23 protein-coding genes, 1 tRNA gene and 1 pseudogene are annotated in these 25,389 nt (G+C 60.9%); 18 read left to right on the plus strand and 7 right to left on the minus strand.

Annotated elements, in window-relative coordinates; genetic code table 11:
- Nucleotides 1-96 precede the first annotated feature (96 nt).
- The 4 genes from pstS (at nt 97) to pstB (ending at nt 4,231) form a co-directional block, all read left to right on the plus strand.
- Nucleotides 97-1,218 carry a phosphate ABC transporter substrate-binding protein PstS gene (pstS, locus tag CGK93_RS01180; protein WP_089593239.1) on the plus strand — a complete coding sequence of 374 codons (1,122 nt, stop codon included), beginning with the start codon at nt 97-99 and terminating at the stop codon, nt 1,216-1,218.
- A 138-nt stretch (nt 1,219-1,356) separates the two neighbouring features.
- Nucleotides 1,357-2,289: a phosphate ABC transporter permease subunit PstC gene (gene pstC, locus CGK93_RS01185; RefSeq protein WP_089593240.1), complete on the plus strand. Its 933-nt coding sequence runs from the start codon at nt 1,357-1,359 to the stop codon at nt 2,287-2,289.
- Nucleotides 2,290-3,393 carry a phosphate ABC transporter permease PstA gene (gene pstA / locus CGK93_RS01190; RefSeq protein WP_089593241.1) on the plus strand — a complete coding sequence of 368 codons (1,104 nt, stop codon included), beginning with the start codon at nt 2,290-2,292 and terminating at the stop codon, nt 3,391-3,393. It begins immediately after the preceding gene.
- 58 nt (nt 3,394-3,451) lie between these two features.
- Nucleotides 3,452-4,231 (plus strand): phosphate ABC transporter ATP-binding protein PstB, encoded by a 780-nt coding sequence (pstB, locus tag CGK93_RS01195; protein ID WP_011772968.1) that lies wholly within the window; start codon nt 3,452-3,454, stop codon nt 4,229-4,231.
- A gap of 159 nt (nt 4,232-4,390) precedes the next feature.
- Here the strand turns inward: pstB and CGK93_RS01200 are convergent, their stop codons facing one another.
- Nucleotides 4,391-5,407, minus strand: coding sequence for an inorganic phosphate transporter (locus CGK93_RS01200; RefSeq protein WP_089593242.1), 1,017 nt, complete (start codon nt 5,405-5,407; stop codon nt 4,391-4,393).
- A 1-nt stretch (nt 5,408) separates the two neighbouring features.
- Nucleotides 5,409-6,026: a DUF47 domain-containing protein gene (locus CGK93_RS01205; protein WP_089593243.1), complete on the minus strand. Its 618-nt coding sequence runs from the start codon at nt 6,024-6,026 to the stop codon at nt 5,409-5,411.
- 194 nt (nt 6,027-6,220) lie between these two features.
- Between CGK93_RS01205 and CGK93_RS01210 the strand changes: the two genes are divergently transcribed.
- Nucleotides 6,221-6,949 (plus strand): hypothetical protein, encoded by a 729-nt coding sequence (locus CGK93_RS01210; protein ID WP_232481504.1) that lies wholly within the window; start codon nt 6,221-6,223, stop codon nt 6,947-6,949.
- A 239-nt stretch (nt 6,950-7,188) separates the two neighbouring features.
- Here CGK93_RS01210 and CGK93_RS01215 read toward each other — a convergent pair.
- Nucleotides 7,189-7,847: pseudogene (locus tag CGK93_RS01215) on the minus strand (hypothetical protein).
- A gap of 239 nt (nt 7,848-8,086) precedes the next feature.
- Here CGK93_RS01215 and CGK93_RS01220 point away from each other — a divergent pair.
- The 4 genes from CGK93_RS01220 to CGK93_RS01235 all read left to right on the plus strand — a co-directional run bounded on the left by CGK93_RS01220 (nt 8,087) and on the right by CGK93_RS01235 (nt 10,667).
- A tRNA-Lys gene (locus tag CGK93_RS01220) sits at nt 8,087-8,159 on the plus strand.
- 126 nt (nt 8,160-8,285) lie between these two features.
- On the plus strand, nt 8,286-9,302 hold the full coding sequence (locus CGK93_RS01225) for a hypothetical protein (protein ID WP_089593244.1): 1,017 nt from the start codon (nt 8,286-8,288) through the stop codon (nt 9,300-9,302).
- 189 nt (nt 9,303-9,491) lie between these two features.
- Nucleotides 9,492-9,989 (plus strand): hypothetical protein, encoded by a 498-nt coding sequence (locus CGK93_RS01230; RefSeq protein WP_157731561.1) that lies wholly within the window; start codon nt 9,492-9,494, stop codon nt 9,987-9,989.
- 84 nt (nt 9,990-10,073) lie between these two features.
- Nucleotides 10,074-10,667, plus strand: coding sequence for a hypothetical protein (locus CGK93_RS01235; RefSeq protein ID WP_089593246.1), 594 nt, complete (start codon nt 10,074-10,076; stop codon nt 10,665-10,667).
- A 67-nt stretch (nt 10,668-10,734) separates the two neighbouring features.
- Here CGK93_RS01235 and CGK93_RS01240 read toward each other — a convergent pair whose 3' ends face one another.
- Nucleotides 10,735-11,355 carry a class I SAM-dependent methyltransferase gene (locus tag CGK93_RS01240; RefSeq protein ID WP_089593247.1) on the minus strand — a complete coding sequence of 207 codons (621 nt, stop codon included), beginning with the start codon at nt 11,353-11,355 and terminating at the stop codon, nt 10,735-10,737.
- Between the two features lie 135 nt (nt 11,356-11,490).
- On the opposite strand from CGK93_RS01240, the gene arfA reads away from it, so the two are divergent.
- Nucleotides 11,491-13,026: an arabinosylfuranosidase ArfA gene (gene arfA, locus CGK93_RS01245; RefSeq protein WP_089593248.1), complete on the plus strand. Its 1,536-nt coding sequence runs from the start codon at nt 11,491-11,493 to the stop codon at nt 13,024-13,026.
- Nucleotides 13,027-13,029: 3 nt separating this feature from the next.
- Here the strand turns inward: arfA and CGK93_RS01250 are convergent, their stop codons facing one another.
- Nucleotides 13,030-13,404 (minus strand): hypothetical protein, encoded by a 375-nt coding sequence (locus tag CGK93_RS01250; RefSeq protein WP_089593249.1) that lies wholly within the window; start codon nt 13,402-13,404, stop codon nt 13,030-13,032.
- Between the two features lie 177 nt (nt 13,405-13,581).
- On the opposite strand from CGK93_RS01250, the gene CGK93_RS01255 reads away from it, so the two are divergent.
- Genes CGK93_RS01255 through CGK93_RS01270 form a run of 4 tightly spaced genes read left to right on the plus strand, consistent with a single transcriptional unit; the run spans nt 13,582 to nt 16,448 of the window.
- Nucleotides 13,582-13,989: a RidA family protein gene (locus CGK93_RS01255; protein WP_089593250.1), complete on the plus strand. Its 408-nt coding sequence runs from the start codon at nt 13,582-13,584 to the stop codon at nt 13,987-13,989.
- 57 nt (nt 13,990-14,046) lie between these two features.
- The gene (locus CGK93_RS01260) at nt 14,047-15,051 is read left to right on the plus strand and encodes a LacI family DNA-binding transcriptional regulator (protein WP_089593251.1); all 1,005 of its coding nucleotides are present in this window, start codon (nt 14,047-14,049) and stop codon (nt 15,049-15,051) included.
- 33 nt (nt 15,052-15,084) lie between these two features.
- Nucleotides 15,085-16,185, plus strand: coding sequence for a D-TA family PLP-dependent enzyme (locus tag CGK93_RS01265; RefSeq protein WP_089593252.1), 1,101 nt, complete (start codon nt 15,085-15,087; stop codon nt 16,183-16,185).
- A gap of 56 nt (nt 16,186-16,241) precedes the next feature.
- Nucleotides 16,242-16,448, plus strand: a complete 207-nt coding sequence (locus tag CGK93_RS01270) for a ribbon-helix-helix protein, CopG family (protein ID WP_232481506.1) — start codon at nt 16,242-16,244, stop codon at nt 16,446-16,448.
- A gap of 459 nt (nt 16,449-16,907) precedes the next feature.
- Here the strand turns inward: CGK93_RS01270 and CGK93_RS01280 are convergent, their stop codons facing one another.
- Nucleotides 16,908-20,624: an NACHT domain-containing protein gene (locus CGK93_RS01280; RefSeq protein ID WP_089593253.1), complete on the minus strand. Its 3,717-nt coding sequence runs from the start codon at nt 20,622-20,624 to the stop codon at nt 16,908-16,910.
- Nucleotides 20,625-21,185: 561 nt separating this feature from the next.
- On the opposite strand from CGK93_RS01280, the gene CGK93_RS01285 reads away from it, so the two are divergent.
- Nucleotides 21,186-21,791 (plus strand): hypothetical protein, encoded by a 606-nt coding sequence (locus CGK93_RS01285; protein ID WP_089593254.1) that lies wholly within the window; start codon nt 21,186-21,188, stop codon nt 21,789-21,791.
- A gap of 469 nt (nt 21,792-22,260) precedes the next feature.
- Here the strand turns inward: CGK93_RS01285 and CGK93_RS01290 are convergent, their stop codons facing one another.
- Nucleotides 22,261-22,782, minus strand: coding sequence for a flavin reductase family protein (locus tag CGK93_RS01290; RefSeq protein ID WP_089593255.1), 522 nt, complete (start codon nt 22,780-22,782; stop codon nt 22,261-22,263).
- Nucleotides 22,783-22,981: 199 nt separating this feature from the next.
- Between CGK93_RS01290 and CGK93_RS01295 the strand changes: the two genes are divergently transcribed.
- The 3 genes from CGK93_RS01295 to ureC are packed head-to-tail and all read left to right on the plus strand — an operon-like array spanning nt 22,982 to nt 25,372.
- Nucleotides 22,982-23,284 carry an urease subunit gamma gene (locus tag CGK93_RS01295; protein ID WP_089593256.1) on the plus strand — a complete coding sequence of 101 codons (303 nt, stop codon included), beginning with the start codon at nt 22,982-22,984 and terminating at the stop codon, nt 23,282-23,284.
- 7 nt (nt 23,285-23,291) lie between these two features.
- Nucleotides 23,292-23,645, plus strand: a complete 354-nt coding sequence (locus tag CGK93_RS01300) for an urease subunit beta (RefSeq protein WP_089593257.1) — start codon at nt 23,292-23,294, stop codon at nt 23,643-23,645.
- Nucleotides 23,642-25,372, plus strand: a complete 1,731-nt coding sequence (gene ureC / locus CGK93_RS01305; RefSeq protein ID WP_089593258.1) for an urease subunit alpha — start codon at nt 23,642-23,644, stop codon at nt 25,370-25,372. The genes CGK93_RS01300 and ureC overlap by 4 nt, the downstream gene beginning before the upstream one ends.
- Nucleotides 25,373-25,389: the final 17 nt, after the last annotated feature.

Consider the following 25,389-nt stretch of genomic DNA (forward strand, 5'->3'; position numbering starts at 1 on the left):
CTTACCTTCAGTAAAGGAACAAAAGGTCCTCAGCTCGCGCACGCCGAAATCTCCGTTCGGCCCGCATCGAAGAATCCCTGGAAGGGGCACATCCAAGTGAAGGCAACTCACTTCGGCCGCAACGCGGCAATCGCGGTCATCGCAGCCGGCGCTCTCGCGCTCACTGCTTGCGGTTCAGACAACGCAACGAACACGCCTGCTGGTACCCAGTCGGCAGCGTCCGGCCCCAAGGTCACCGGCACCCTGACCGGCATCGGCGCCTCCTCCACCGGCGCAGCCATGGACGCTTGGAAGGCCGGTTTCTCCACCGCCAACTCCGGTGCCACAGTCCAGTACTCCCCGGACGGTTCCGGCGCAGGCCGCAAGGCCATCATCGACGGCTCGGCACAGTTCGCCGGCTCGGACGCCTACCTGAAGGACGAGGAGCTTGAGAGCTCCAAGGCCAAGTGCGGCCCCGACGGCGCCATCAACATCCCGGTGTACATCTCCCCGATCGCTGTTGCCTTCAACATTCCGGACGTCAAGGAACTGAAGCTCGACGCCGCCACAGTCGCCAAGATCTTCCGCGGCGAAATCGCCAACTGGAACGATCCCGCCATCGCCGCCCTCAACGAAGGCGTCACCCTGCCGGACCTCAAGGTCACCCCGGTCAACCGCTCTGACGACTCCGGCACCACCACCAACTTCACCGACTACCTCGCAGCTGCTGCTCCCGAGGTTTGGACGGACAAGGCTGCCGGCATCTGGCCCGCAACCCTGGCCGGCGAAAACGCCAAGGGCACCTCCGGCGTCGTCAAGACCGTCACCGACACCCCGGGTGCCGTGACCTACGCTGATGACTCCGCCGTTTCCGGCAAGCTGGGCACCGCCTCCATCAAGGTGGGCGAGGAATTCGTCAAGATCTCGGCCGAAGCTGCTGCCAAGGCGGTCGAAGCCGGCAAGCCCGTTGACGGCCGCGCCGCAAACGACGTCGCCATCAAGCTGGACCGCAAGACCACCGAATCGGGCGCCTACCCCGTAGTCCTCGTTTCGTACCACGTAGTTTGCACCACCTACGAGACCAAGGAAGTTGCTGACCTGGTCAAGGCCTTCGAAAGCTACGTCGTTTCCGACGAAGGACAGAAGACCGCTGCTGACGCCGCCAAGTCCGCGCCGCTGTCCAAGACGCTGCAGGAAAAGGCCACGGCCGCTATCGAAACCATCAAGGCCAAGTCCTAAGGTTTCCCGGCGGGTTTGCTGAACCCGGCTGAACACTGAAGTTCCCTGTCCCGCTCTCCGGTGGCCACCGCGGCACCGGACCGGGGCAGGGAACTTAGCCATGTAAGACCAGTTCACTCCAGACTGAAGGAACGTGAAGTGACCACCAACTCCCTGACAACCTCCCAAGGCGCAGGACGCGCCGGGGACAAGGTTTTCTCCGGGGCCGCCATGGCCGCAGGGTGCCTGATTCTCGCGGTTCTCTTCGGAGTCGCGTTGTTCCTTGTGGTGCAGGCAATCCCCGCGCTCACCGCCCCTGCTGAAGACATCCAGGGCGGGAACGGCTTCTTCGCCTACATCGCCCCAATCGTGGTGGGCACCCTCATTGCCGCGATCATCGCACTCGTCATCGCCACCCCCGTGGCCATTGGTGTGGCACTGTTCATCTCGCACTACGCTCCCCGCCGGCTCGCATCGGGCCTCGGCTACGTAGTGGACCTGCTCGCTGCCATCCCCTCCGTTGTTTACGGCGCCTGGGGTGCTGCCTTCCTGGCCAAGGAAATCTCCCCGGCCTACGACTGGCTGGCCACCTACCTCGGATGGATCCCCATCTTCGAAGGCCCGGCCTCCGCTACCGGCAAGACCATCCTGACCGCCGGCATTGTCCTCTCCGTCATGGTCCTGCCCATCATCACCTCCCTGTCCCGTGAAATCTTCCTGCAGACCCCCAAGCTGCACGAGGAAGCAGCGCTTGCACTGGGAGCCACCCGCTGGGAAATGATCAAGATGGCCGTTCTGCCCTTCGGCCGCCCGGGCATTATCAGCGCCATCATGCTGGGCCTCGGCCGGGCCCTCGGCGAGACCATGGCCGTTGCCCTGGTGCTCTCCTCCGGTGTCCTGACGGCCAGCCTCATCCAGTCCGGCAACCAGACCATCGCTGCGGAAATTGCCTTGAACTTCCCCGAAGCCAGCGGCCTCAAGGTCAACACGTTGATCGCCGCCGGCCTGGTGCTGTTCGTCATCACCCTGGGCGTGAACATGATCGCCCGCTGGATCATCACCCGGCACAAAGAATTCTCGGGAGCCAACTAAATGTCCGCCACAGTAGTCCGCAAGCGCTCAGCGCTCACCAAGGGCCAGCTGCCCAAGTTCGCGCCCTACATTGTCTTGGCCGTCGCACTCGTTGTGGGCGCGGCCATCATGGCGCTCATCGGCTTCAACGCCTTGGGCTGGGGCATCGTCTCCGCCATTCTGTTCGCCGTGGGCCTGGTCTCATGGAGCGGTGCTGTTGAAGGTGCCCGCAAAGCCAAGGACAAGCTCGCCACGTGCTTGGTGGTCGGTGCCTTCCTGATTGCGCTGCTGCCGCTGATCTCGGTGATCGTCACAGTGCTGGTCAACGGCATCCCCGGGCTCATCACCCCCGGCTTCCTGGGCACGTCCATGAATGGCGTTACCGGCGCATTCGACAACAAGGCAGTAGAGGACGGCGCGCCGGTCCTCGGCGGCATCTACCACGCACTGCTGGGCACCCTCCAGATCACGCTCCTTGCCACAGTGATCTCCGTTCCCGTGGGCCTCCTCACCTCCATTTACCTGGTGGAATACGGCAACGACCGTCCGCTGGCCCGCGCCATCACGTTCTTCGTGGACGTCATGACCGGCATCCCGTCGATCGTGGCCGGCCTCTTCGCGGCAGCGTTCTTCTTCGCCATTGTTGGCCCCGGCACCAAGACCGGTGCGGTAGCCGCCGTCGCGCTTTCCGTCCTGATGATCCCTGTTGTGGTTCGCTCCAGCGAGGAAATGCTGAAGATCGTCCCGAACGAGCTCCGCGAGGCGTCTTACGCGCTGGGCGTCCGTAAGTGGCGCACCATCACCAAGGTGGTCATCCCGACGGCGATTTCCGGCATCGCGTCCGGCGTCACCTTGGCGATCGCCCGCGTTATCGGTGAAACCGCTCCGATCCTGGTCACCGCCGGATTCGCCACCACCATCAACAACAACGTGTTCGGTGGCTGGATGGCCTCGCTGCCTACGTTCATCTACACACAGATCCTCAACCCGACGTCGCCGTCCAACCCGGAGCCGTCGGACCAGCGTGCCTGGGGCGCCGCGTTGGTGCTGATCATCCTGGTGATGCTCCTGAACCTCGGAGCCCGCCTCATCGCCCGTCTGTTCGCTCCCAAGACGGGGCGGTAGGCTGCCCTTCTGCGGCCTCATCCAAAACTTCCACACCCCCAAGGAACAAAGGAACACCATGTCCAAGCGCATCGACGTCAAAGACCTCAATGTCTACTACGGCAACTTCCTGGCCGTCGAGGACGTCAACATCAACATCCAGGCCAAATCCGTTACAGCCTTCATCGGCCCGTCCGGCTGCGGCAAGTCCACCTTCCTCCGCACGCTTAACCGCATGCACGAGGTCCTTCCCGGCGCACGCGTCGAGGGCGAGGTCCTCCTGGACGGCGACAACCTCTACGGCCCCGGCGTCGACCCCGTAACCGTCCGCACCCAGGTGGGCATGGTCTTCCAGCGCCCCAACCCGTTCCCCACGATGTCCATCCGCGACAACGTGCTGGCCGGCGTGAAGCTGAACAACAAGAAGATCTCCAAGGGCGCTGCAGATGCCCTGGTGGAGAAGTCCTTGGTGGGCGCCAACCTGTGGAACGAGGTCAAGGACCGCCTGGACAAGCCCGGCTCCGGCCTTTCCGGTGGTCAGCAGCAGCGTCTGTGCATCGCCCGCGCCATCGCGGTTGAGCCCCAGGTGATCCTCATGGACGAGCCCTGCTCCGCCCTTGACCCCATCTCCACCTTGGCCGTTGAGGACCTCATCAACGAGCTCAAGGACCAGTACACCGTGGTGATCGTGACCCACAACATGCAGCAGGCGGCGCGTGTGTCGGACAAGACCGCGTTCTTCAACATCGCAGGCACCGGCAAGCCGGGCAAGCTGATCGAGTTCGCCGACACCACCAGCATCTTCAACAACCCCGGCCAGAAGGCCACGGAAGACTACGTCTCCGGCCGCTTCGGATAAGGGTTCTTGCAGGTTCCGGCTTCTTGGGGGGAGTCGGCACAGAACGACGGCGACCGTCGCCTTGGGGGTACGGTCGCCGTCGTTTTTTCTTACCCAAGTAGGTGACAGCAAACGTCGCAATGAGCGCTCATTGCGACGTTTGCTGCTACTTAGTTGGGTTTACAGGTCCGCGAGGGGCGAGAACGCCAGCTCCAGGATGAAGGCAGCTGCGGCTGTGACCAGTGGCGTGGCCACCCAGAACAGCAGGATCCTCCGCACCAGGCGCCTGTTGACGGTGTGGAAGCGCTGATTGACCCCCGCACCCAGCACGGACGCCGTCAGCGTATGGGTGGTGGAGAGCGGCAGGTGGAAGGCGATGGCTCCGATGAACAGCATCACGGAGGTCAGTGTTTGCGACACGAAGCCTCGCAGCGGATCCACCCTGATGAGCTTGTGGCCAAGAGTGTGGGAGATCCGCCAGCCGCCGAACATGGTGCCCGCAGTAAGCATGATGGCTGTGACCAACAGGATCCAGAGCGGCACATCATTGCCGCCGGACAATCCCGCAGCCACCATGGCCAGCAGAATGACCGCAGCTGTGCGCTGGCCGTCCTGGAGCCCGTGGCCGAACGCGACGGCGGCGGCGGAGACGGCCTGCGCCCGGCGGAACCGCCGGTTGACCACGTTCGGCTGCGTATAGCGGGCAGCCCACGTCACCGGCCATACCAGCAGGTACGCCGCCACGAACGCGATGACAGGCGACAAGACCAACGGCAGCGCCACTTGGGTGAGCAGGACGTTGTCCATGCCGCCTACCGCGTTGCCGCCCACCAGGACGCTTGCTGCACCTGCACCAATCAGGCCGCCCACCAGTGAGTTGGTGGAAGACAGCGGGATGCCGCGCCACCACGCGTACACTCCCCACAGGATGGCTGCAGTGAGGGCCGAGGCGAGGATGGTCAGGCCGCTGGTGCCACTCGGCAGCGTGATCCAGGACTGGGTGAAGGCAAGGATGAAAGTGCCGCTGAGCATGGCACCCACAAAGTTGAAGATGGCGGCCAGGAGCACCGCAATTGAGGGAGTGAGTGCGCGGGTCCGAGTGGAAAGCGCGACGGCGTTGGAGACGTCGCGGAAGCCGTTCAGGAATGCGAAACCGGAAGCCAGGCCAACTACCAGGACCAGGATGGCGATGGTCACGTCATGATTCCTTGACGATGATGCTGCCTACCTGGGTGGCGACCTTCCGCATGTCCTTGGTAACTTCCACCAACTGGTTGGCGATGTCCCGGTGCCGCGCGTATTGCGTGGATTTCATGTCCTTGAGCATCTCGGCCACCCAGATCCGGTGGGTCCGTTCTGCGCGCTTGGCCAGCCGGAGGATCTCGATCCAGTAGTCCTCAAGCTCGTCCAGGTCTTCGAGTTTCCGCATGGCGTCCACGGTGAGCTCGGCCTGCCGGCTGATGATCTCCAGTTGGTCGGCTGCCCGTTTGGGAAGTCGGTCCAGCTTGTAGATGGCTACCAGGTCACCGGCGGCGTCGAGTTTCTCCATGGCCTCGGTGAGGTGGCGGGACAGCGTGTACATGTCCTCGCGGGGGAGCGGGTTCACAAAGCTGGTGCGCATGTGGGTCAGCAGGGCGAAGTGCAGGTCCAACGACTTGGACTCGTGCTCGTGAAGTTCTTCGGCGAGGCGCTCGTGCTCGCTGGCGGGGGCTCCAAGAATCTCGGAGAGCGTCCCGGTGCCGGCCACGATCACACTGGCCATCTGCGCGAGGAGGACGAGCCCGGCAGGTTCCTGGGGGAAAAGGCGCAGCTTCATATCGCTTTCCGGGCTGGGGACGGATGGGCGTGGGCGGCTTGACTTGACGCAGCCCATTTCGGTCCCAACTTTACCGGTCCGTTGAGTGCTCCAGTGAAGGGCAGGGGCGTGGAGGGAAGAAGTCCCCATCGCAACGCCTCCGTCACTGTGAAAGACTGGGCAAGCTCCGGATTAATCCACTCAATGGGGGAACTGTGCGTCTCAATAATGTTGTTAAAATCACCAGCCTCGCGGCAGCTGGAATGCTCACGCTCAGTGCCTGCGGCACCACCACGGCGGGCTCGACGACGGGTGGTGCCGAATCGTCGTCGTCCTCGTCTTCTTCTTCGTCCGCTTCGGCGTCAACGCCGGCGTCGCCGTCCGCTGCCTCTTCCGAAGGAGCCGGGACCTCGTCCGGTGCTTACACCGTGGCGGCCTGGGCGCTCCCCATTTCAGATGCAGGTGACAAGCTCGGCACTCTCAAGGGCGATAGCTTCAGTGTGGACATCTACCAGGTGGCCACCGACGTGGCGTCCAAGGACAGTATTTTGGTGGAAAGTAAAAGCAGGGAGAGCCTGCTGAAGAAGGGCGCTCCGATCGTTTACGTGAACTATGTGGTCACCAACACCACTGCAGCCGACATTTCCCTGGGCCACTCGCTGATCACTCCTTCGGCGAAGTACGCGGACTGGAAGTACTTGGGCGGCATGGCGTCGGACTCCAGCAGCGACGGCTACAAGAAGTACGGGCTCAGCAGCACCGGCACCAAGCTCAAGGAAGAGGCCCCGTTCGTGCTGAAGCCGGGTGAATCTTTCAACATTGCGGAGAACTTCGCCTACACCGCTGGCAAGGAAGCTGAAATCTCAGCGACCATGACCCCGCGGCTGCGGATGGAAAGCTGGATCACGACAAGAAGCAAACAGCGAAAACCACTGTCACGCTGAAGTAGTTCACCGCCCGCGGCTGCCCGGGCCCGCCTCAGTGCTGGCCCGGGCAATCTGCGTACAGGCATAAAAATGGTGCCGAACCGGATACGCCTCTCGGCGGTAGGCCGCTCGAAGCGGCTATAAGTTGAAGCCCGGGGGTTTCGCGGTTCGACACCAGTTTTAGTTTTCACCGTCCGGCGGGCTAAGTCAACATTGACAGTCCGGGCCGACGTGGGTACGTTTCGCCCTCTTGCTGGCTAGTCCAGCTCGCCCAGACGCCATGCATTGGCGGCGTGCTCAAGGTCCTCGGCCGTTTTGACGAGCTGGTGCGAGTTGCGGGTCAGCTTGCTCGCGTGGCTTTCATTGCTGTGCTCTGCGCCGTCGGCAAGAGTCGCTTGGCCGAGTGCCACCACGCGGCAGAAAGCAGCAGAACGTTCCAGCGCGACGTCGAACTCGCCGTCGAAAGCGCCGGACAAAATGGCGTCAGCCATGGTCTTCATTTCATCGGCTCCGGGCGGCTCCGCAGCGCCAGCCACCACGTTGGAAACCTGCGCGGTATCGCGTCCGGCCCGGAAGTAGACGGAGATCTTCTCGGGTTCTGGATGGTGGCGGCGCGGAGGGCGTAGAGCCGCCACAGCGCGCCGGGAAGGCTGCGGGCGGGGCTTTCTGCCCACATCTCGGCGATGGCTTCCAAGCCCTGCTCGTCGGCCAGTTTCACCAAGCGGCGGGTGACTTTGGGGTCGTCGCTGTCGCGGCCACGCCTGACCAAGGCCTGCGCAGCAAGGTGGGCGGCCTCGGAAACCCGCGCGGGGTCTGCCCCGCCGGCGAACGGTTCAAAATCGATCGGAGCAAAAGGCTTGGGCTTGTGGTGCCTGTTTGCTCCGCCGTACGCGCGTGGTCCTGGCTGTTCGCTCATGAGTTCACCGTACTCCTGTGCTCTGGTGGGGTCGAGTAACGGTTGCCGGGGCTGCGCCGTTGCCGGGGGTGTGCCTTCACCACCTGCTTTGGCGCCGTCCCGGGCCTGACACGCCGCTGCCGCCGCGCGCCGCCGTCGAACGTTCGCCCAAAGAAGGTGACGACGGCGCACGTCACCTTGAGTTCCTCGTCTGCCGTGACGTTGGGGTACAGTATTCATGGCTGTTTCTACAGCTGGAGGGGCCTTTAGCTCAGTTGGTAGAGCATCGGACTTTTAATCCGTGGGTCGTGGGTTCGATCCCCACAGGGCCCACCCTCCAAGACAGGCCGGAGACCTTGAGTCTCCGGCCTGTTTTTATTTTTCCGGTCACGTCCCACACTCTGATTCCATCGGTTATGCTATTCGATGGATTAACTATTCACGTGAGGGGGGCTCGGCGTGGGGATCTTTGATACGGCGGTGGAGATTGCGTTCGACGATGGCGCCGCCGACGCTCTGATCAGCGCTGCTGATTCCGCGGATCAGATTCTGCGCTCCGAAGGTAGCTTCCTGGGTGTCGCCGCGGGTTATGCAATGGAGGACTTCAAGGGCGGCTATGCGACCCTGTTCGCCAACGCTTTGGCCGTCCCGGCCGATGACCGGGGCCGGCTTGCCTGGCAGCAACGCGCCGATGTCCGTGAACAACACTTTCAGACTTTCCAGAGCGTGGCGAGCGATCCGATGCCCGCGGAAGGGCCGGTCGCTGCTCCGACGATTTCAGCGGTGTTCTCGGCGAGGACCCGGGCCCGGTTCGCCGGCGGATCGGGGGTGGGCACAACCAGCTCGGCTGATCCTGGAAAGCTGCGCGAATTTGTGTCACAATCCCGCGCCTTCCGGATAAAGACCAGCCGCATACTCGCCGGACTGTTCTGCGCGGCCCTTGCACTGAGCGCCTGCACGCCCACCATGGAGAACCCTATGACCGGCTCAAGCAATCCCAGCGATCCCGCAACTGTCAAAGCCCAGGTAGAAGAACTCAAGCAAGCCCTCGCGGACCTCCACGCCCTCAAAGTCGAAACCCAAAAGGCCATCGGACCCCAGAAATGGGTCGATAAGGGCACTCGAAACATGGATTGCAGAACATTCGACGGGCAAGGCGGCGTGAACTACAGCATCCTGACCCAAACGCCTGACCCCGTGGACCTGGAAGCATCAGTAAGCGTGGTCAGAGCGTTCTGGGAATCCAAGGGCTTCACCACCCGTACCGAAACCAACCCAAGGGAACCGGGCCTCATCCGCCTCTACGCCAACGAGAACGGCGGACACCTTTTGTCCTACTTCGCAAACATCAAAGGCTCCGGCCTGGAGATGAACAGCGCCTGCGTCGCCGGAGACCAGACCGCAATCTACAAGGAGCTGTATCCCGAAATTTACGGGACCCCTTCTAGCCCCGGCTCCTCTCCGTCTGCTAATTAGGCTGTCTGGTGCGCCAAAGGAGCTGCCTATGTCGCCTCGTGCTGGCTTGTGGCCTGTGGAACGGCTTCAGTAAGAGTGAACCGCATGCCCTTTGAACCCAAAGCCCGGCTCGCGGGCCGCCGCCTACTCGCCACGTTGGTCGGCGCGGCCCTTGCACTGAGCGCCTGCACACCCACCACGGAGAACCCCATGACCGGCTCAAGCAATCCCAGCGATCCCGCCACTGTCAAAGCACAGGTAGAAGAACTAAAACAAGCCCTGAAGGATCTCCACGCCTTCAAAACCGAAACCCAAAAAGCCATCGGACCCCAGAAATGGGTCGATAAAGGCACCCGAAACAGCGCATGCAATGCAGGTGATGGAAGGGAGGGCGTGAACTACAGCGTCATGAGCCAAACCATGGAAACCCTCGACTTGGAAGCTTCAACGGACGTGGTCAAAACGTTCTGGGAATCGAAGGGCTTTACCACCCGCGTCGAAACCAACCCGTTGGACCCTGGCCTCATCCGCCTCTACGCCAATCAGAACGGCGGAAACCTCATATCCTTCACCGCGAATGTCAAAGGCTCCGGCCTGGAAATGGATACTGTCTGCATCGCCGGAGACCAGACCGCAATCTACAAGGAGCTGTATCCCGAAATTTACGGGACCCCTTCTAGCCCCAGCTCCTCTCCGTCTGCGAAGTAAGCAGTTCGGTGCGCCAAAGGAACTGCCTATGTCGCGTCGTGCTGGCTTGGGGCCTGTGGAACGGTTTCAGGAAGAGTGAACCACATGCCCTTTGAACCCAAAGCCCGGCTCGCGGGCCGCCGCCTACTCGCCACGTTGGTCGGCGCGGCCCTTGCACTGAGCGCCTGCACGCCGACCACTACGGAGAATCCCATGAACGGCTCAAGCAATCCCAGCGACCCCGCAACCGTCAAAGCCCAGGTAGAAGAACTAAAACAAGCCCTCATGGATCTCCGCGCCTTCAAAAACGAAACCCAAAACACCGTCGGGTCCCAGAAGTGGGCGGATAAAAGCCTCCGAAACATGGACTGCAGCACCCCTAAGGGAGAAGAGGGCGTGAACTACAGCGTCATGAGTCAGACCCTTGAAACCCTCGACATGGAATCGTCGGTCAACGTTGTCAAGACGTTTTGGGAATCCAAGGGCTTCACCACCCGCGTCGAATCAAGCCCAAAGGACCCAGGAAACATCCGTCTCTATGCCAATGAGAACGGCGGACATCTCGTATCCTTCACCGCTACCACTAAAGGCTTCAGCCTAGAGATGAACAGCGCCTGCGTCGCTGGGAATCAGCACGAAATCTACGAGGAATTGGACAGGCAGGAAGCGAGTGCCAGTCCCTCACCGAGTGCCAAGTAGAGCTGAAGAGCGCCGGCCCCTTGTTGACTCTGGGCCGGTGCACAGCAATCACTGCGCGTAGGTGGGTCTAGCCATCCAAGGTCGGAGTGAGCAGCCGCTTCGCGACGATAGCCGCGTGGGGACGCACTCCAGGGTCGACGCGCGAGTGCGTACCGACAATGCTGAAACCGGCTTCCTGCAACAGTCCCGACATCTCCTCCACAGACCAGAAATAGGCGGACGTCACTGCATGCGGGAACTGTTCACCCGCCGGGCCATCGAAGAAGCCGAGCAGGAGGCTCCCGCCGGGAGTGAGGCAGCGAGCAAACTCTTCCAGAACACGGCTGATTTCAGCAGGGGAGATGTGGATCAGGGAGTACCAAGCGAGGATTCCCGCCAATGAGTGATCCGGGGTGGGCAGCCGTTCAAGTGACCCGACAGAGAACTGAGCATCCGGGCAGAATTGCTTGGCTGTCTCAATAAACTCCGGTACCAAGTCCACGCCTTGGACGTCCACCCCGTCGGAGTGCAGGAAGGCTGTCCATTGCCCAGGCCCACAGCCGGCGTCGATAACCTTCCCGGGCAATCCCCGGGCCCACGACAACACCAGCTCCCTATCGACCGGATGCGTGCTGCTAATGGACCCGAACAGCGAGGTGTACTCGGCTGCACGGGCTGAATAGGCGGCTCTCACAACTCCGGACGTCATGGAACTCAGCCTAGGAGCCGGAACGCCCGGCAAGAAATCTCTTGACTCCCGCTCCCACACCACGCCAGCATGGTTTCTATAACGTTGTAAATCGGCAAGCAGAACAAGTAGAACCAGCAGACAAGGACCCACCCTTTGGGAAACCCAGAAAACCCCACGGCCAAAATCACCATCGATCCCGCGTTCGTCGTAGGCCCCGTCAGGAGGAAGACTTTCGGCGCCTTCGTTGAGCACCTCGGCCGCTGCGTCTACACGGGCATTTTCGAGCCTGAGCACCCGAAAGCCGACGACGACGGTTTCCGCACCGATGTCCTCGACCTCACCAGGGAACTCGGCGTCTCCACGGTCAGGTACCCGGGCGGAAACTTCGTCTCGGGGTACCGCTGGGAAGACGGAGTGGGACCCAAGGAAGACCGCCCAACAAGGCTCGACCTCGCCTGGCACTCCAGCGATCCCAACCTGGTGGGCGTGGACGAGTTCGCAAAGTGGTCGGAGAAGGCCGGCGTTGAACCGATGATGGCGGTCAACCTGGGTACCAGGGGCCCGCAGGAAGCTCTGGACCTGTTGGAGTACTCCACCATCAAGGGTGGAACGGCCTTGTCCGAACAGCGCAAGGCGAATGGCGCCGTCGAGCCTCACAACATCACGATGTGGTGCCTCGGGAACGAGATGGACGGCTTCTGGCAGATCGGCCACAAGAAGGCGGACGAGTACGCGCGGGTTGCCGCCGAGACGGCGCGGGCGATGCGCATGGTCAACCCGGACCTGGAACTGGTGGCTTGTGGAAGTTCGGGACCAACCATGCCCACGTTCGGCGAATGGGAGCGCGTGGTCCTCAATGAGACGTACGAGTTGGTGGACCTGATCTCGGCGCACCAGTACTTTGAGGACTTCGGGGATCTGCAGGAGCACCTCTCGGCGGGACACCGGATGGAGGCGTTCATCAAGGACCTGGTCTCGCACATCGACCATGTGAGGTCGGCCAACAAGTCCGGGAAGCAGGTCAATATCTCGTTCGATGAGTGGAACGTCTGGCACATGTCCCGCGACGAGTCCAAGGTGCCCACAGGCGACGACTGGCCCGTGGCGCCAGTGCTCCTCGAGGACCGGTACACGGTTGCCGACGCCGTGGTGGTGGGAGACCTTCTCATCACGCTGCTGCGCAACACGGACCGCGTCCACTCCGCGAGCCTGGCTCAGCTGGTCAACGTGATCGCACCCATCATGACCGAGCCGGGCGGCCGGGCCTGGAAGCAGACCACGTTCCACCCGTTTGCGCTCACTTCGCAGAATGCCTCGGGTACGGTGCTGAACCTCGCCGCCGAATCCCCGCTGCTGGAGACCGAAAAGACGTCGGGCTTCACCGCCCTGTCAGCCGTGGCGACCTTTGATGCAGAAGCCAAGGAGGCCGTGGTGTTCGCAGTAAACCGCTCGGCGACTGACGCGCTGACGTTGGATGCCGCCGTCGGGAGCCTCAACGCCGGCAAGGTCATTGAGGCCGTCACCTACTCGAACAAGGACCCGTACTGGCAGGCCACTGCCGACGATTCGACGTCGGTCCTGCCGTCCGAGAACGTCAGTGTGAAGCTCGACGGCGGCCGCCTCACCGCCGCGCTTCCGGCCGTGAGCTGGACCATGATCCGGCTGTTGCTGGAGGACCAGGTCAACTGAAAGCTAGGCGATCTGCTGCGTGCCGTCGTGGAACATGGGGTACGCGGAGATCGGTGTGACCGTGGCTGACAGAGTTGGCTCCGGTGCCTGCGTTGCGGGTGCCGGGGCCGGCTGGTCAACTGTCACGATTTCCATGGACTCCATATCCAGCAGCCGCCGGCTCCCGGTATCGTCCGTCAGCCAGAAAAGGTCGGTGCCCGCTACGGTTTTCACCACGCTGCCCCGGTGATAGAGGCGGCCGTTATGCCAGGCCTCGATGTAGTCACCAGGGCTCAACGGATGCGGTTCTTCCTTGCTTCCCGGCATGCTGCCGAACGCCTGCGCGAGGCTGGCCTGCGTCTTCAGCGCCTGGAAAAGATCCCTGTTTGCAATGCTCATGTCTGCTCCCCTCAGCTCGCGTCGCTGTCTGATTGCCGTCAGCTGTGCGCTGATTGACTCCAGCTTTGCGCATGTATGTTGCAGGCGCGTTGCATGGAAATGAGCGGCGTGTGACGGCTACAGGAGGTCAGCGCACATGATGGGATGTACCCAAATCATCCAAGCAAAGGACCTCCAATGCCCAGCGCTGTAACCCTCATTCGTTCTGAACAACTCAGCTCCGCAGCCCAGTACGCCTATGCGGCCACTGCGCCCGCGGAAGCCCGACTGATCTTCCTGGCGGGATCCTGCCCGCTGAACGAGGACGGCACCACAGCAGGTATGGGGGACTACAAAGCCCAAGCGGAAAAGTCGGTCGAAAACATGCTGCTGGCTTTGGACGCCGCGGGAGCGGGGATAAAGGACGTCATTTCCACCCGCGTCCTGGTTGCCTCGACCCAGCAGGCCGACCTCGTCACCGCTTGGAACGTGGTGCGTGCCGCCTTTGCCGATCATGACGTCCCGAGCACGCTCATGGGCGTCACCGTCCTCGGCTACGACCACCAGTTGGTGGAGATCGAAGCCATCGCTGCAGTCATGGACTGACTCCATGCCGGTCTAATCTGCAACGATGTATGCCAACAGGACAAAAGGAGCACCTTGATGGCCGTCACCATGAACGACGTCGCGCGCGTTGCCGGGGTCTCGTTGAAGACGGTTTCCAACGTGATCAACAACTACGAGTTCATCCGGCCCACCACCAAACAGCGCGTCCTGGACGCCATCGATGAGCTGGGCTACCAAGCCAACCTGACGGCCCGCAGCCTCCGCTCGGGCAAGACCAGCATGCTCGGATTGGTCCTCGCCGACCTTTCCATCCCGTATTACGCCGAGCTGGCCTCGGACATCATGAAGGCGGCCTGGGCACGGGGCTACCGTGTCCTCGTGGAGCAGTCCGGAAATGAGCCTGAGCACGAAAAGGCGGCGCTCCAGGGCCAGTTCCGCACCCTCACTGATGGCCTCCTCTTCATTCCACTCGCCCTGGACGCTGAGCAGATCATCGCTGCCGCGGGCAAGAAGCCGTTGGTCCTGCTGGGTGAATTCGTGCAGGATCCGCGGCTGGACATGGTCCTCATTCAAAACCACCGAGCCGCTGCTGCGGTCACCGCCCACCTGCTGGCGGGAGGCCGCCGTCGTATAGCTGTTCTGGGCGCGCACGACGGCGACACCACCGGCAGCAATGGCCTGCGCCTTGAGGGGTACAAGACTGCGCTCGCTGACGCTGGTGTCGCTTACGATCCCACCTTGGTGGTCGCTTGCGACTGGCGGCGCGACGGCGGTGCCGACGCCATCGCCGGCCTGCTGGACAGCGGTGTGGAGTTCGACGCCGTCTTTGGGCTCAACGATGCCCTGGCCCTGGGTGCGCTGCACGAACTTCTGGTCCGCGGCAGGAAGGTCCCCGAGGAGATCGCGGTTGCCGGTTTTGATGACATCGATGAGGCGAGGTTTGCCTCGCCGTCGCTGACCACTCTGGCGCCGGGGCGGGCGGAAATTGCGGAGCGCGCCGTCGAACTTCTCATCGAGCGGATTGAAGCCAAGAACGCGGCGCCCACTGTCCAGCAGCCGGAAGCGAAGTTCGAATTGCGGGTCAGGCAGTCCGCGCCGTAGGGCACCAATGCCCGGGCCGTTAGTGTTTGTGGAATGAACCTGATCCCCGCTGAAGTTGTCACCCCTGCCGTCCTGATCGACGTCGATGTCCTGGACCGAAACGTCGAACGCATGGCGGCAAGCATGCTCAGCAGGGGACTCAAGCTCCGGCCGCACGTCAAGACGCACAAGACCCTGGAGATCGCGCGAAAGCAGCTGTCAGCCGGGGCCGTCGGGATCACCGTTGCCACGATCGGCGAGGCCGAAGTCTTCGCAGCGGACGGCGTGAAGGACATCTTCATCGCGTACCCACTCTGGGTTGAAGCCACGCACGCTGATCGCCTGCGGGACTTGGCGTCCACGGCCCGCATCGCCGTTGGCGTGGATTCCGCTGAAAGTGCGACGGCGATGGGTCGCCAACTCGGCGCGGACGCCGCAAGCATTGAGGTGCTGATCGAAGTGGACAGTGGTCATCACCGCAGCGGCGTTCTACCGGACGAAGTGGTGGACGTTGCCCATGCAGCGGCTGCCGCTGGGTTGTTGGTGTCCGGCGTTTTCACGTTCCCCGGCCACAGCTACAAGCCTGGAATGCCCACGGGGGCGGCGAGCAACGAAAATGAGGCACTTGGCTTGGCCGCGACGGCGCTGACGTCGGCGGGCTTTGAGGTGACCACCATCAGCGGGGGATCTACGCCGACAGCCCTGATCTCCGGCGATTCCGCAGCCTCCGAGCTGCGCCCTGGCGTCTACGTGTTTGGCGATGCGCAGCAACTGGAGCTTGAACGGTGCACGTGGGACGACATCGCGTTGACTGTTGCAGCCACCGTCGTCAGCAGGCACGAAACGCGGGGTGGGAACGTGCGCCGGGTGGTGGTGGACGCCGGCAGTAAGATCCTGGGCAGCGACCGCCCGGATTGGGCCACCGGATACGCACGGCTCCCCGAATACCCCGAAGCCAGGGTCACCGCATTGTCCGAGCACCACGCCACAGTTGTCTGGCCGGAATCCTCGGAACTGCCGCCTTTGGGCACTCGGCTGAGGGTCATCCCCAACCACGTGTGCCTGGCCATGAACCTCGTAGATGAAGTTACTGTGGTGCGCGATGGTGCATTGGTGGAGCAGTGGGCCGTGGCAGCCCGGGGCCGGAACAACTAGGGCCTTGCGTCCGCTATCAAGGGATGGACTAGGTGTCGATTTGGTACCGTCGCTGTATGGCAATGAATTGGAGCGTTCCTGAGGACCTTGATCGTCGGCTGGAAAAGTTGGCAGCGGAGGAACACACCTCCAAGTCTGCCCTCCTGTTGCAGGGAGCAGAGATGGTTTTACAGCGGCATGCGCGGCGACGTGAGATCAGTGAAGGCCTTGATTTCGTTACGACTCATGATGCTGGGCTGCTGATGCGCCTTGAGGATGCGTAACAGCGTACCTGGGCATTGAGGACGCGCTGCAAGTCGTTGGTCGTCGCGGCTTTCATCTTCGCGATGTCGGCTTGCTGTCTTCGGCGTTGGCCAGGCCAGCCACAACCGTCATGGGCCTCGAGGCTCATCCTGATCTGGCCCTGAAGACAGCTGCATTGGTGGATCATCCCAGCCAGCCGCCGTCAGTTCATACACGTACAATTCCCTTCATCCCGAAGCACTTGTTAGATGCGAGACTCCCTGAGCCGTGACGGCGCCTGAGTCGAGTTGCGCTAAGGCCCACCCTTAGCCGCTCCAGTTTTCCGCAACCCCTCTTCGTGTCGCCGGCGCTAGGATAGCCGTGCTCGTTACGCGCGACGGCATACGAAGCGAGGCCACAAGAGCCGCAGCGTCTCTCCATCCCCACGTTCTGCAGGGCTCTTCGGCCCTAGAGGCCCTGTTCAGCGTAGCTCCTTGGCTTCAACTTGCGGCCCAATTCTCACTGGCCGCAATCTCACCAAGCGCCCGAGGCGTGGGTGTGGCGCGACTCAACTGTGACACCGCCGAGTAGATGAACTTTGCGGGAAACTGCAGCGGCGTCTCCAGGATTTTCCGCGCGGTAGTGTCCGAAAGGTTCTCCCACGACAGTTGCTCATGGTGGTAATTCCATTGCCAAGGAAGCTCCCCGTCTTCGACCCAGCCAAGATGCTCAAAGTCGGCTACGATAGACCGCCATTGAGACTTGCTTGGTGCAAGGCCAACCGGCTTGAGTATCCACTCAATAATCATTGAATGAGTCCATCGAGGAACGGATACTGTTCCCTTTCGAACCATATCCAGGATGCGCTGTTGAGCGAACACGTCACCTCTGATACCGAAGATATAAAGGCTTCTGAAGAGACCTTCCGTAGTTAATGCTGACCATTGTTTCTTAAGAGTCCTAAGAGGGCGTGATCGAGGGTTGCTCACGACTGCCCGAGAGACTAGGTAGAACTGCGATTCTGTCATCTCGTGAAAGGCGGACTGAACATCGTCCATTAGGTCCAGCATCGGTTCTCCTGCCCATACACTCATGTGAAGAGCCCAGGATTTACGCTCAAGTTCGGTTCCTGCGGCGGCAAATTGTCTCCTCCAGAAATCGGTTCCGTTTGGACGCATCCGAGCAAATCGGACCCGTCGCGTCAGGGGATGAGACTCGTCGAAGAGTTCACTAGAACCGCCCCCCCTTTGCGTCGAAGACCTGATTCCAGCTGCAATGTTGGCAAGCATATGAGCCGCGAATGATTCTGGCTGGCCTTCCATTGCAAGTAGGTCCACTGCCTCTTGCCATGGGCCAAGTTCGTTAGCCAACGAAGGATTCTCCGTCAGTACTGATTCCAGTGCCTCTAACTTGGCTGCCAATTCTGGCAGCATACGAGCGGACGAAGTCGGCTTCAGGTCCTCTCGGAGGGAGCTGTGATAATCGCTCCGCAGCATATTATTCAGATATGCCGGGTTGAGGAGGGCGGCTAAACGCGTCCATTCACCACCGTGACCGGCAAATATGACGTTCCCATTCAAAGCTTCCCCGAGTGCCGATAGCTGGGCAGCCGGGGCAGCGAGCACCACCGGGCAGCCAGTTGCTACTAACTTCAGGTCAAGATCATCTGCTTCTCGCCAGACGTCTCGTAGGCCATCTATCTCGTCCATTGATAATTTATCCAGGACACCCAACGCTCTAGCCATTATCAGGTGGGCATTTAGGGTCTCCGGAGTTACGGCACGGGATTGCTCCAGCCACATTTCTAGCAATTCGTGCTCGGGGATATGCCTGCGGACTACTCCTGCGACTCCGAGCCCCGGCACTTGGCCTAGACACTTGTAGGCAAAGTCCCCCACAGTCCTTCCGCCACAGTCATGGGGAAGATTAAGGGAGAAGTCAGCGTACCTCGCCTGAGAACCAACGGATCCGGCGCGAATTGTGAGCTCATCCACCGCAGCCTTGGCCACTTTACGGGTCCAACTTGGTTGCTGATGGAAGACCCAGTCGCTAAGTAGATTCACACTCAGCTGGCGGTCATAGAGCGGTGTGGTCGAGCGCACCCTTTCCAAACGCTCAATCAGCTCAGTAGCTAAGCCAGGGATCTCCCCGACAGAGTAGAAGCCGGCGAAGAATCGCAAAACGTTCTGCCAGTAGGGATTCTCCATGAGGGCCGACAAAATCTCCGGTTTAGTTCCTGATTCTGGGCGTCCTGGAGGGCTGTAAGGGGCCGTGTGATATAGATGATGAGCCGCGAAATATTCACGAAGGGGCTGTACTTCGAATTCGAAGGTGCCCTCAACTCGACTTACTATCGCAACAATTCTCTGGACAATGCCTTGGAAGAGTTCCTCCACGGTGTCTGTTGGATGGTCACGGCGTGTCAGCCAGTCCTTGATGAGCGTCTGCAATTCGTCTGCCGTAAGACGTCCGTCACCACGTGAAAGTTCCGCATTCGAATGCATCTTCCATGCTAGATAACCATGAAGATCAATAAGGAGTTGCCGATTGTCTCTCACTACCCTCGTCTTCTCTGCCTCACGGTTGAAAAAGACTTCTATGTAGCTCTCATACAGGGCCGTCCGCTGATCAGGCAGCGACTGACCTCTTACGTGGATGAGCGACAACAAGATGGTGAGTTGCATGGGGTTTCGCGCCAGGTCACTGAGGTGCGGCGATTTAATCTTCTCAGCCAGGATTCCAGTCACCTCCTGTTGTTCTTGGGCGGTGAGATTTCGTGCGGATCCCCAGCGCCCAGCATATTCCAAGGCAAGCTTATTAGTTATGGATGAAAGTGCGACGTTCGTCCATGTGGCTCGGCTGAACGTTGGGGAGTCTGGCATTGCGCTTGGTCTTGAGGTAACAATTGCCTGCACCGATAGTGCGCCGTCCGACAAGCGTACAAGGCCTTTATCAATTTCTTTAACGACCATGGCACGTTGATCCGGTGTGGCAATTTCATCGAAACCGTCCAACACTATGACGATTGGGGTAGTCGCTGCCAATTCATGAAGATCACTAACAGAGAACTCCTGTCCACCCGACAGAAAGCGGACCTCCGCCGACATAAATGCTTCGAGCGACGTCGACAACCCATGCTCGACTTCAGATGATGCCTTACGCGGATCTAACCCATCAATCCAAGACGCAAGATCTCGCAGGTCAATCCTGAAAGGAATTCTGGTCGGAGTAAGACGATGTGTCGCAGGAATTCGAAGGAGATCATCCTCTTTTGCAAGAAAATGCATTCGGTGGACTTGGCAGAGATACTGAGCCAGTGTTGACTTACCTTGGCCAGGAGCGCCCTCAACTAGGACACGGGGAAAGCGCTCCGATGTCGTGGGATGTAGAAGGAAGCTCCCTGCGGGAAGCGCTGGAACGCCGAAGTAGCCTATATCGCCATGATCAGCCCATGCCTGGATGCTCCAGTGAGCACGCTCGTCGTCCGCATCATCCGTGTCTCGAAGAATTTCGAAAAGCATCTTTGAAACCGCCCCGCGGGCAGCTTTCGGCATTTCGAGTTGGGGTGGGAGGTCGCCGGGAACATCGATAAATAGATTCAAGAGGTCGCTCGCCTGCAAATCGGCTTGCTTAAACTTCACGAAGGCATCGATTTCATACTGGGAACGGATGTAGTCTCCCACCGCCTTTGATCGACGCCTATTACCCTCTCCGAATCCCGTCTCAAAGAGGCGGCGAACTACATCTGGCGTCGCCAAGATTTCTGAGTAAAACCACTTAAGATCATAATTTCCCGAAAGGCGAGCATCGAGGTCATCTCGCCACAGAACCTGAACGGGTATATCAAAGTTCTCATGGAGGAGAGTATTGACTCTATCCAAAAGACCAACATCAGCTTTTCCGGTAGCGGAAATATTGGTTATGAGGCGGTACTCTTCTGCTCCTCGCGCTATGAGCCTATCAATATTGTCTTTCTCATCAAGAATGGCTTTCTTGAGCCATGAAAAATGATCCTCTTTTGCGTTAATTTGGCGTTTGAATTTAACCTGAATGACGATAGAGTTCTGGCCACTTTTACCGGGCGCAGTACCGTCTCGTCCGCCGTCGGCCTGACCCACGGGGAACACTTGATAACCCGGATACTCCTTCACCAGCAGTGCAGAGCAGAATGCTTGGAATCGATCCGGCGTGAACCGCTCGTAGATGTAGTCCCCCATGAACGCCTTGTCTCCTTGATACGAAGTGTGATTCCACGATTATGCACCGATTCGGTCGGTCTCTTGGCCCACGTATGACGAGGGGGGCGCCTACCCGGAGGAGTCCGTCGGTTTCCGGTCGCTGTAAAGCCGTTCCTGAGCCGCAGTCGGGGCAGCCTCCGTGGGCATCGGACGTTCCGAACTTTTGGCCCAATAGCGTCCAGGCTTCGGTTCGGAGGGGCCAATGCTGACTATCTTCGGTGCATGGCTGCACACAGAGGAAGATCTTGCGTTTGAAGCAGACAGGTGCGTTATCTATACGGCCCTCCCTGAATTTCGGCGCAACAGTGACTAGTGCTGGGTGACGATCCAAGACCGCCCAACATCAGTGTCCTGAACTGAAGGGGATCAAGACCCGGCTTGATAATGCCGTAGCCGCTGCTCGGACCGACGGCGCCTCCTGGGATAACATCGGCAGAGAGTTCGGGACCGCACGCCGAGGCGCCCAGAAGCGCTGGGAGTCCCCGCCCCCTGTGTCTCAGGCTCCATTTCGTTGCCGGCCTCAGAAGGAAAGCAAGGCGTGTGGATCAGATCTTTCAGTTTCTAATTCAGGGTGAAGCGCCGTGGTGGTCCGCACTCGTCGGGACAGTTGTTGGCGGGTTTATAACTTACTTGACGACCAGGCAAAACGCGAGAGAGCAGCGCGTGGCCGACCGGATCAAGCATGATGATGAGCGGGTCTTGGTTGATAAGGAGAAATGGCGTGCCGAAACAATCGATCATGTGGCCGAAATGTTGGTTGCAAACTACCGGCTCCGTAACCATGTGCTTACCGCACGTAGGGCGATCTTCGCCAGATATCCTGAGTCGCCGCTAGTAGCCGATGACGATAGAATTGCGTTCATCAGTGAACTCGAAGACTACACGGAGACGGTGCTTCCTCTGCAGGAAGCTTTGCAGCGGCGTTGGGCAATCTTGCAAATTATTGCGGAGGGCGACTTGGCTGAGGCCGCTGGTAACCTCTTCCTCAAATTGGCCGACCACCATCCCGAACGCTCAAAGCAGGACTTCCATGAGTCCTTGGACAAAACCTCAAAGGCGGCCGCGCTGCTGATGCACGTAGCCCAACGAGAACTCGGATTTTCCTTCGGCTCCAGGACCGGGCTTGTGGGGCAATTCGACGGGTAAAGGCGGGACCCAGAACGTGACGACCTGGCTTGCGCCAATTCGCCAAATTGATGCTGTTGGTTCGTACTGCTCGCGTTCCTGGCCGCCGTCTATTTCCGTTGCCAGACACAAGCGTGAGACGCTCAATCTAGCTCTGTGTGCGAGGTTTCCAGCCTAGTACGCACTGTGGTCCGTCAGCCCCAGGCGGACGCGACGGTCTGCGGACTCTGACGGTTAGGGGAACCGGAGAACCCACACCCATAAAGATCGCTTCTCCAGGAACCAGCCCCGGAAACAACTTCAGTGCCGATGAGTCGAGTTCGGCAGCGGTTTGTTTCACACGTCGCCGGTCTCGTCCATCTGCGAGCCGGTGCCCGATCAGCATTCCGACTTGGCTGAGAACACCTGACGGCAGGTCTGCGGGGACGCTGGGTAGGGAGACAGGCCGTGAGTCGGTATCTACGCCCTTCCTTCGCAGTGTTCCGTACAGTCAGCCAACCGCCTGCACGCTGCGGAACAGGGTGTGGAACTCCCGGTTGTGGTAGACCAGCGGGGCTGAATCGGCGGGGCTGAATCGGATATCCACAACGGTTGCGGCCAACAGCACGGAGCCACCCAGTGGTGCCCGATGAACGATTTCGCACCGCAGCGCCCATGGAGCTTCCCTGAGCAGGGGCTCGCCTGTGGGCAGCAGTTCCCAGTCCATGTCGCTGGTGAAGCGAGGGGCCGTGGGGTCGGAGAAGGTGCGCACGAGGTCCACCTGGTCCGCGCCCACCAGATGCACGACGATCGTTTGCGCGGCAGCGATATGCGAAGCTGACCGGCCGCCGGTGACGGAGAACGCCAGCGTCGGCGGATCCACCGCCACCGATGCCACCGAAGACGCCGTGAGCCCTACGGCTCCTTCCGGCCCTGACGCGGTGATGATGGCAACTCCTGCTGGATGAGAGCGGAAGGCGGCCTTGAAGAGCTCGCCGACCGGCTCTGCCGGCAAGGGGGTGTGATGGGACATTCATGAACCTTTGTGGGACTGGTTGGGGTTGGCGCCGCTTTGCGGACGCGCACCTGTCCGATGCTATGACCTCAACTTAAGTTGAGGTCAATTCGGGTAAATTCGACCCCCGACTGAGACGAATTGGAAACGTAGCCGAAACTTCCGCTCCTTACGCTGGTCACATCTGTCACGGACGTGCCACGTACAAGGAGAATCGATGCATCTTTTGCCCCGCGAGCAGGAGAAACTCATGATCGTGGTGGCTGCCGATCTCGCGCGGCGCCGGCAGGCACGGGGGCTGAAGTTGAACTACCCCGAGGCCGTGGCGATCATCAGCTACGAGCTCATCGAAGGTGCCCGCGACGGCAGGACCGTCGCCGACCTCATGAGCTACGGAACCACCCTGCTCCGCCGCGAAGACGTGATGGAAGGCGTGCCGGAGATGATCCACGACGTCCAGATCGAAGCCACCTTCCCTGACGGCACCAAGCTCGTCACCGTCCACCACCCCATCCGCTAGGAGCCCCATGATCCCCGGTGAATACAGGCTCCAGCCCGGTTCCGTCGCGTGCAACAGCGGCCGTGAGGCGGTCGCCGTCGAGGTAGTGAACCGCGGCGACCGCCCCGTCCAGATAGGTTCGCATTACCACTTTGCCGAGGCGAACCGCGCCCTGGACTTCGACCGCGACACCGCCTACGGCCGCCGCTTGGACATCCCGGCCGGCACCGCCGCGCGGTTCGAGCCCGGCGACCGGAAGACCGTGCAGTTGATCGAAATTGCGGGGACGCGCGAGGTCTTCGGGCTCAGTAACGCTGTCAATGGAAAGCTCGACGGCGGCACGCGCCTCAGTGGGTCTGCTTCAGAAGGAGACGCCAAGTGAGCTTCGAGGTTTCCCGCAAGCAATACTCCGAGCTGTACGGCCCGACGACGGGCGACGCCATCCGCTTGGCCGACACCGAACTGTTCCTCGAGATCGAGAAGGACTGCACGGTCTATGGCGAAGAAGTGGTGTTCGGCGGGGGCAAAGTCATCCGCGACGGCATGGGCCAGAACGGACAACTGACCCGCTCGGAGGACATCCCGGACACCGTCATCACCAATGTGATCGTGCTCGACTACAGCGGCATCTACAAAGCCGATGTTGCCCTGAAAGACGGGCACATTTTCAAGATCGGCAAGGCCGGCAACCCCCAGATCGCCGACGGCGTGGACATCGTGATCGGCGCCAGCACGGAGATCATCGCCGGCGAGCGGAAGATCCTCACCGCCGGTGGCATCGACACCCACATCCACTTCATTTCCCCCGAACAGGTTCCGGCAGCGCTCTGCAATGGCATCACCACCATGGTGGGCGGCGGCACCGGCCCGGCCGAAGGAACCAAAGCCACCACCATCACGCCAGGCGCCTGGCACATCTCCAGGATGCTCCAAGCCGCCGAGGGACTCCCCGTTAACATCGGCCTGTTCGGGAAGGGCCACGCATCCGCCGTCGAGCCCCTCGCCGAGCAGATCCGAGCCGGCGCCGTCGGGCTCAAAGTGCACGAGGACTGGGGCTCCACCACCTCGTCCATCGACATGTCCCTGCGCGTTGCCGACGAATACGACGTCCAAGTGGCCATCCACACCGACACCCTCAACGAGTGCGGCTTCGTGGAAGACACCATCCGGGCAATCGACGGCCGCGTGATCCACACCTTCCACACCGAAGGAGCCGGCGGTGGGCACGCCCCGGACATCCTCAAGATCGCCGGTCTGCCCAACGTGCTCCCGGCCTCCACCAACCCCACGCTGCCGTACACGCGAAACACCATCGAAGAGCACCTGGACATGCTCATGGTCTGCCACCACCTCAACCCGGACATCCCGGAAGACGTGGCCTTTGCAGACTCCCGCATCCGGGCCGAAACCATCGCCGCTGAGGATGTCCTGCACGATCTCGGCATCTTCGCGATCACCTCTTCCGACTCCCAGGCCATGGGTCGTGTTGGCGAAGTAGTGACCCGGACCTGGCAGGTAGCCGACGCCATGAAACGCCAACGCGGTGTGCTGAAGGACCCGACCGGCGCTGCCCACGGATCTGCCGAATCGGACAACTTCCGGCTCAAACGCTACGTCGCCAAATACACCATCAACGCGGCCATCGCGCAGGGAATGGCGGATGTGATCGGCTCCGTGGAAGAAGGCAAATTCGCGGATCTCGTCCTCTGGGACCCCGCCTTCTTTGGCGTGAAACCCGAGCTTGTCATCAAAGGGGGCCAGATCGCCTACGCACTCATGGGCGACGCCAACGCCTCCATCCCCACACCCCAGCCCCGCACCATGCGGCCCATGTTCGCCACGTATGGCAAGGCATTGCAGCAGACGTCCATCACCTTCCTGTCCAAAGCAGCGATCGACGCCGGAGTCCCCGCCGAACTCGGCCTCGAACGCATCATCAAACCCGTCACCGGCATCCGGAACCTCACCAAAGCGGACCTCAAATACAACGGCGAAACCCCGGACATCGCCGTCGACCCCGAAACCTACAAAGTGAGCGTCGACGGCGTCGAAGTCACCTCCCAGCCCTCCGACGTGCTGCCCATGGCACAGCGCTACTTCCTCTTCTAAGCCGTTTAGGAAACCAC

It is taken from the genome of Arthrobacter sp. YN (genome assembly GCF_002224285.1).
GTDB lineage: Bacteria > Actinomycetota > Actinomycetes > Actinomycetales > Micrococcaceae > Arthrobacter.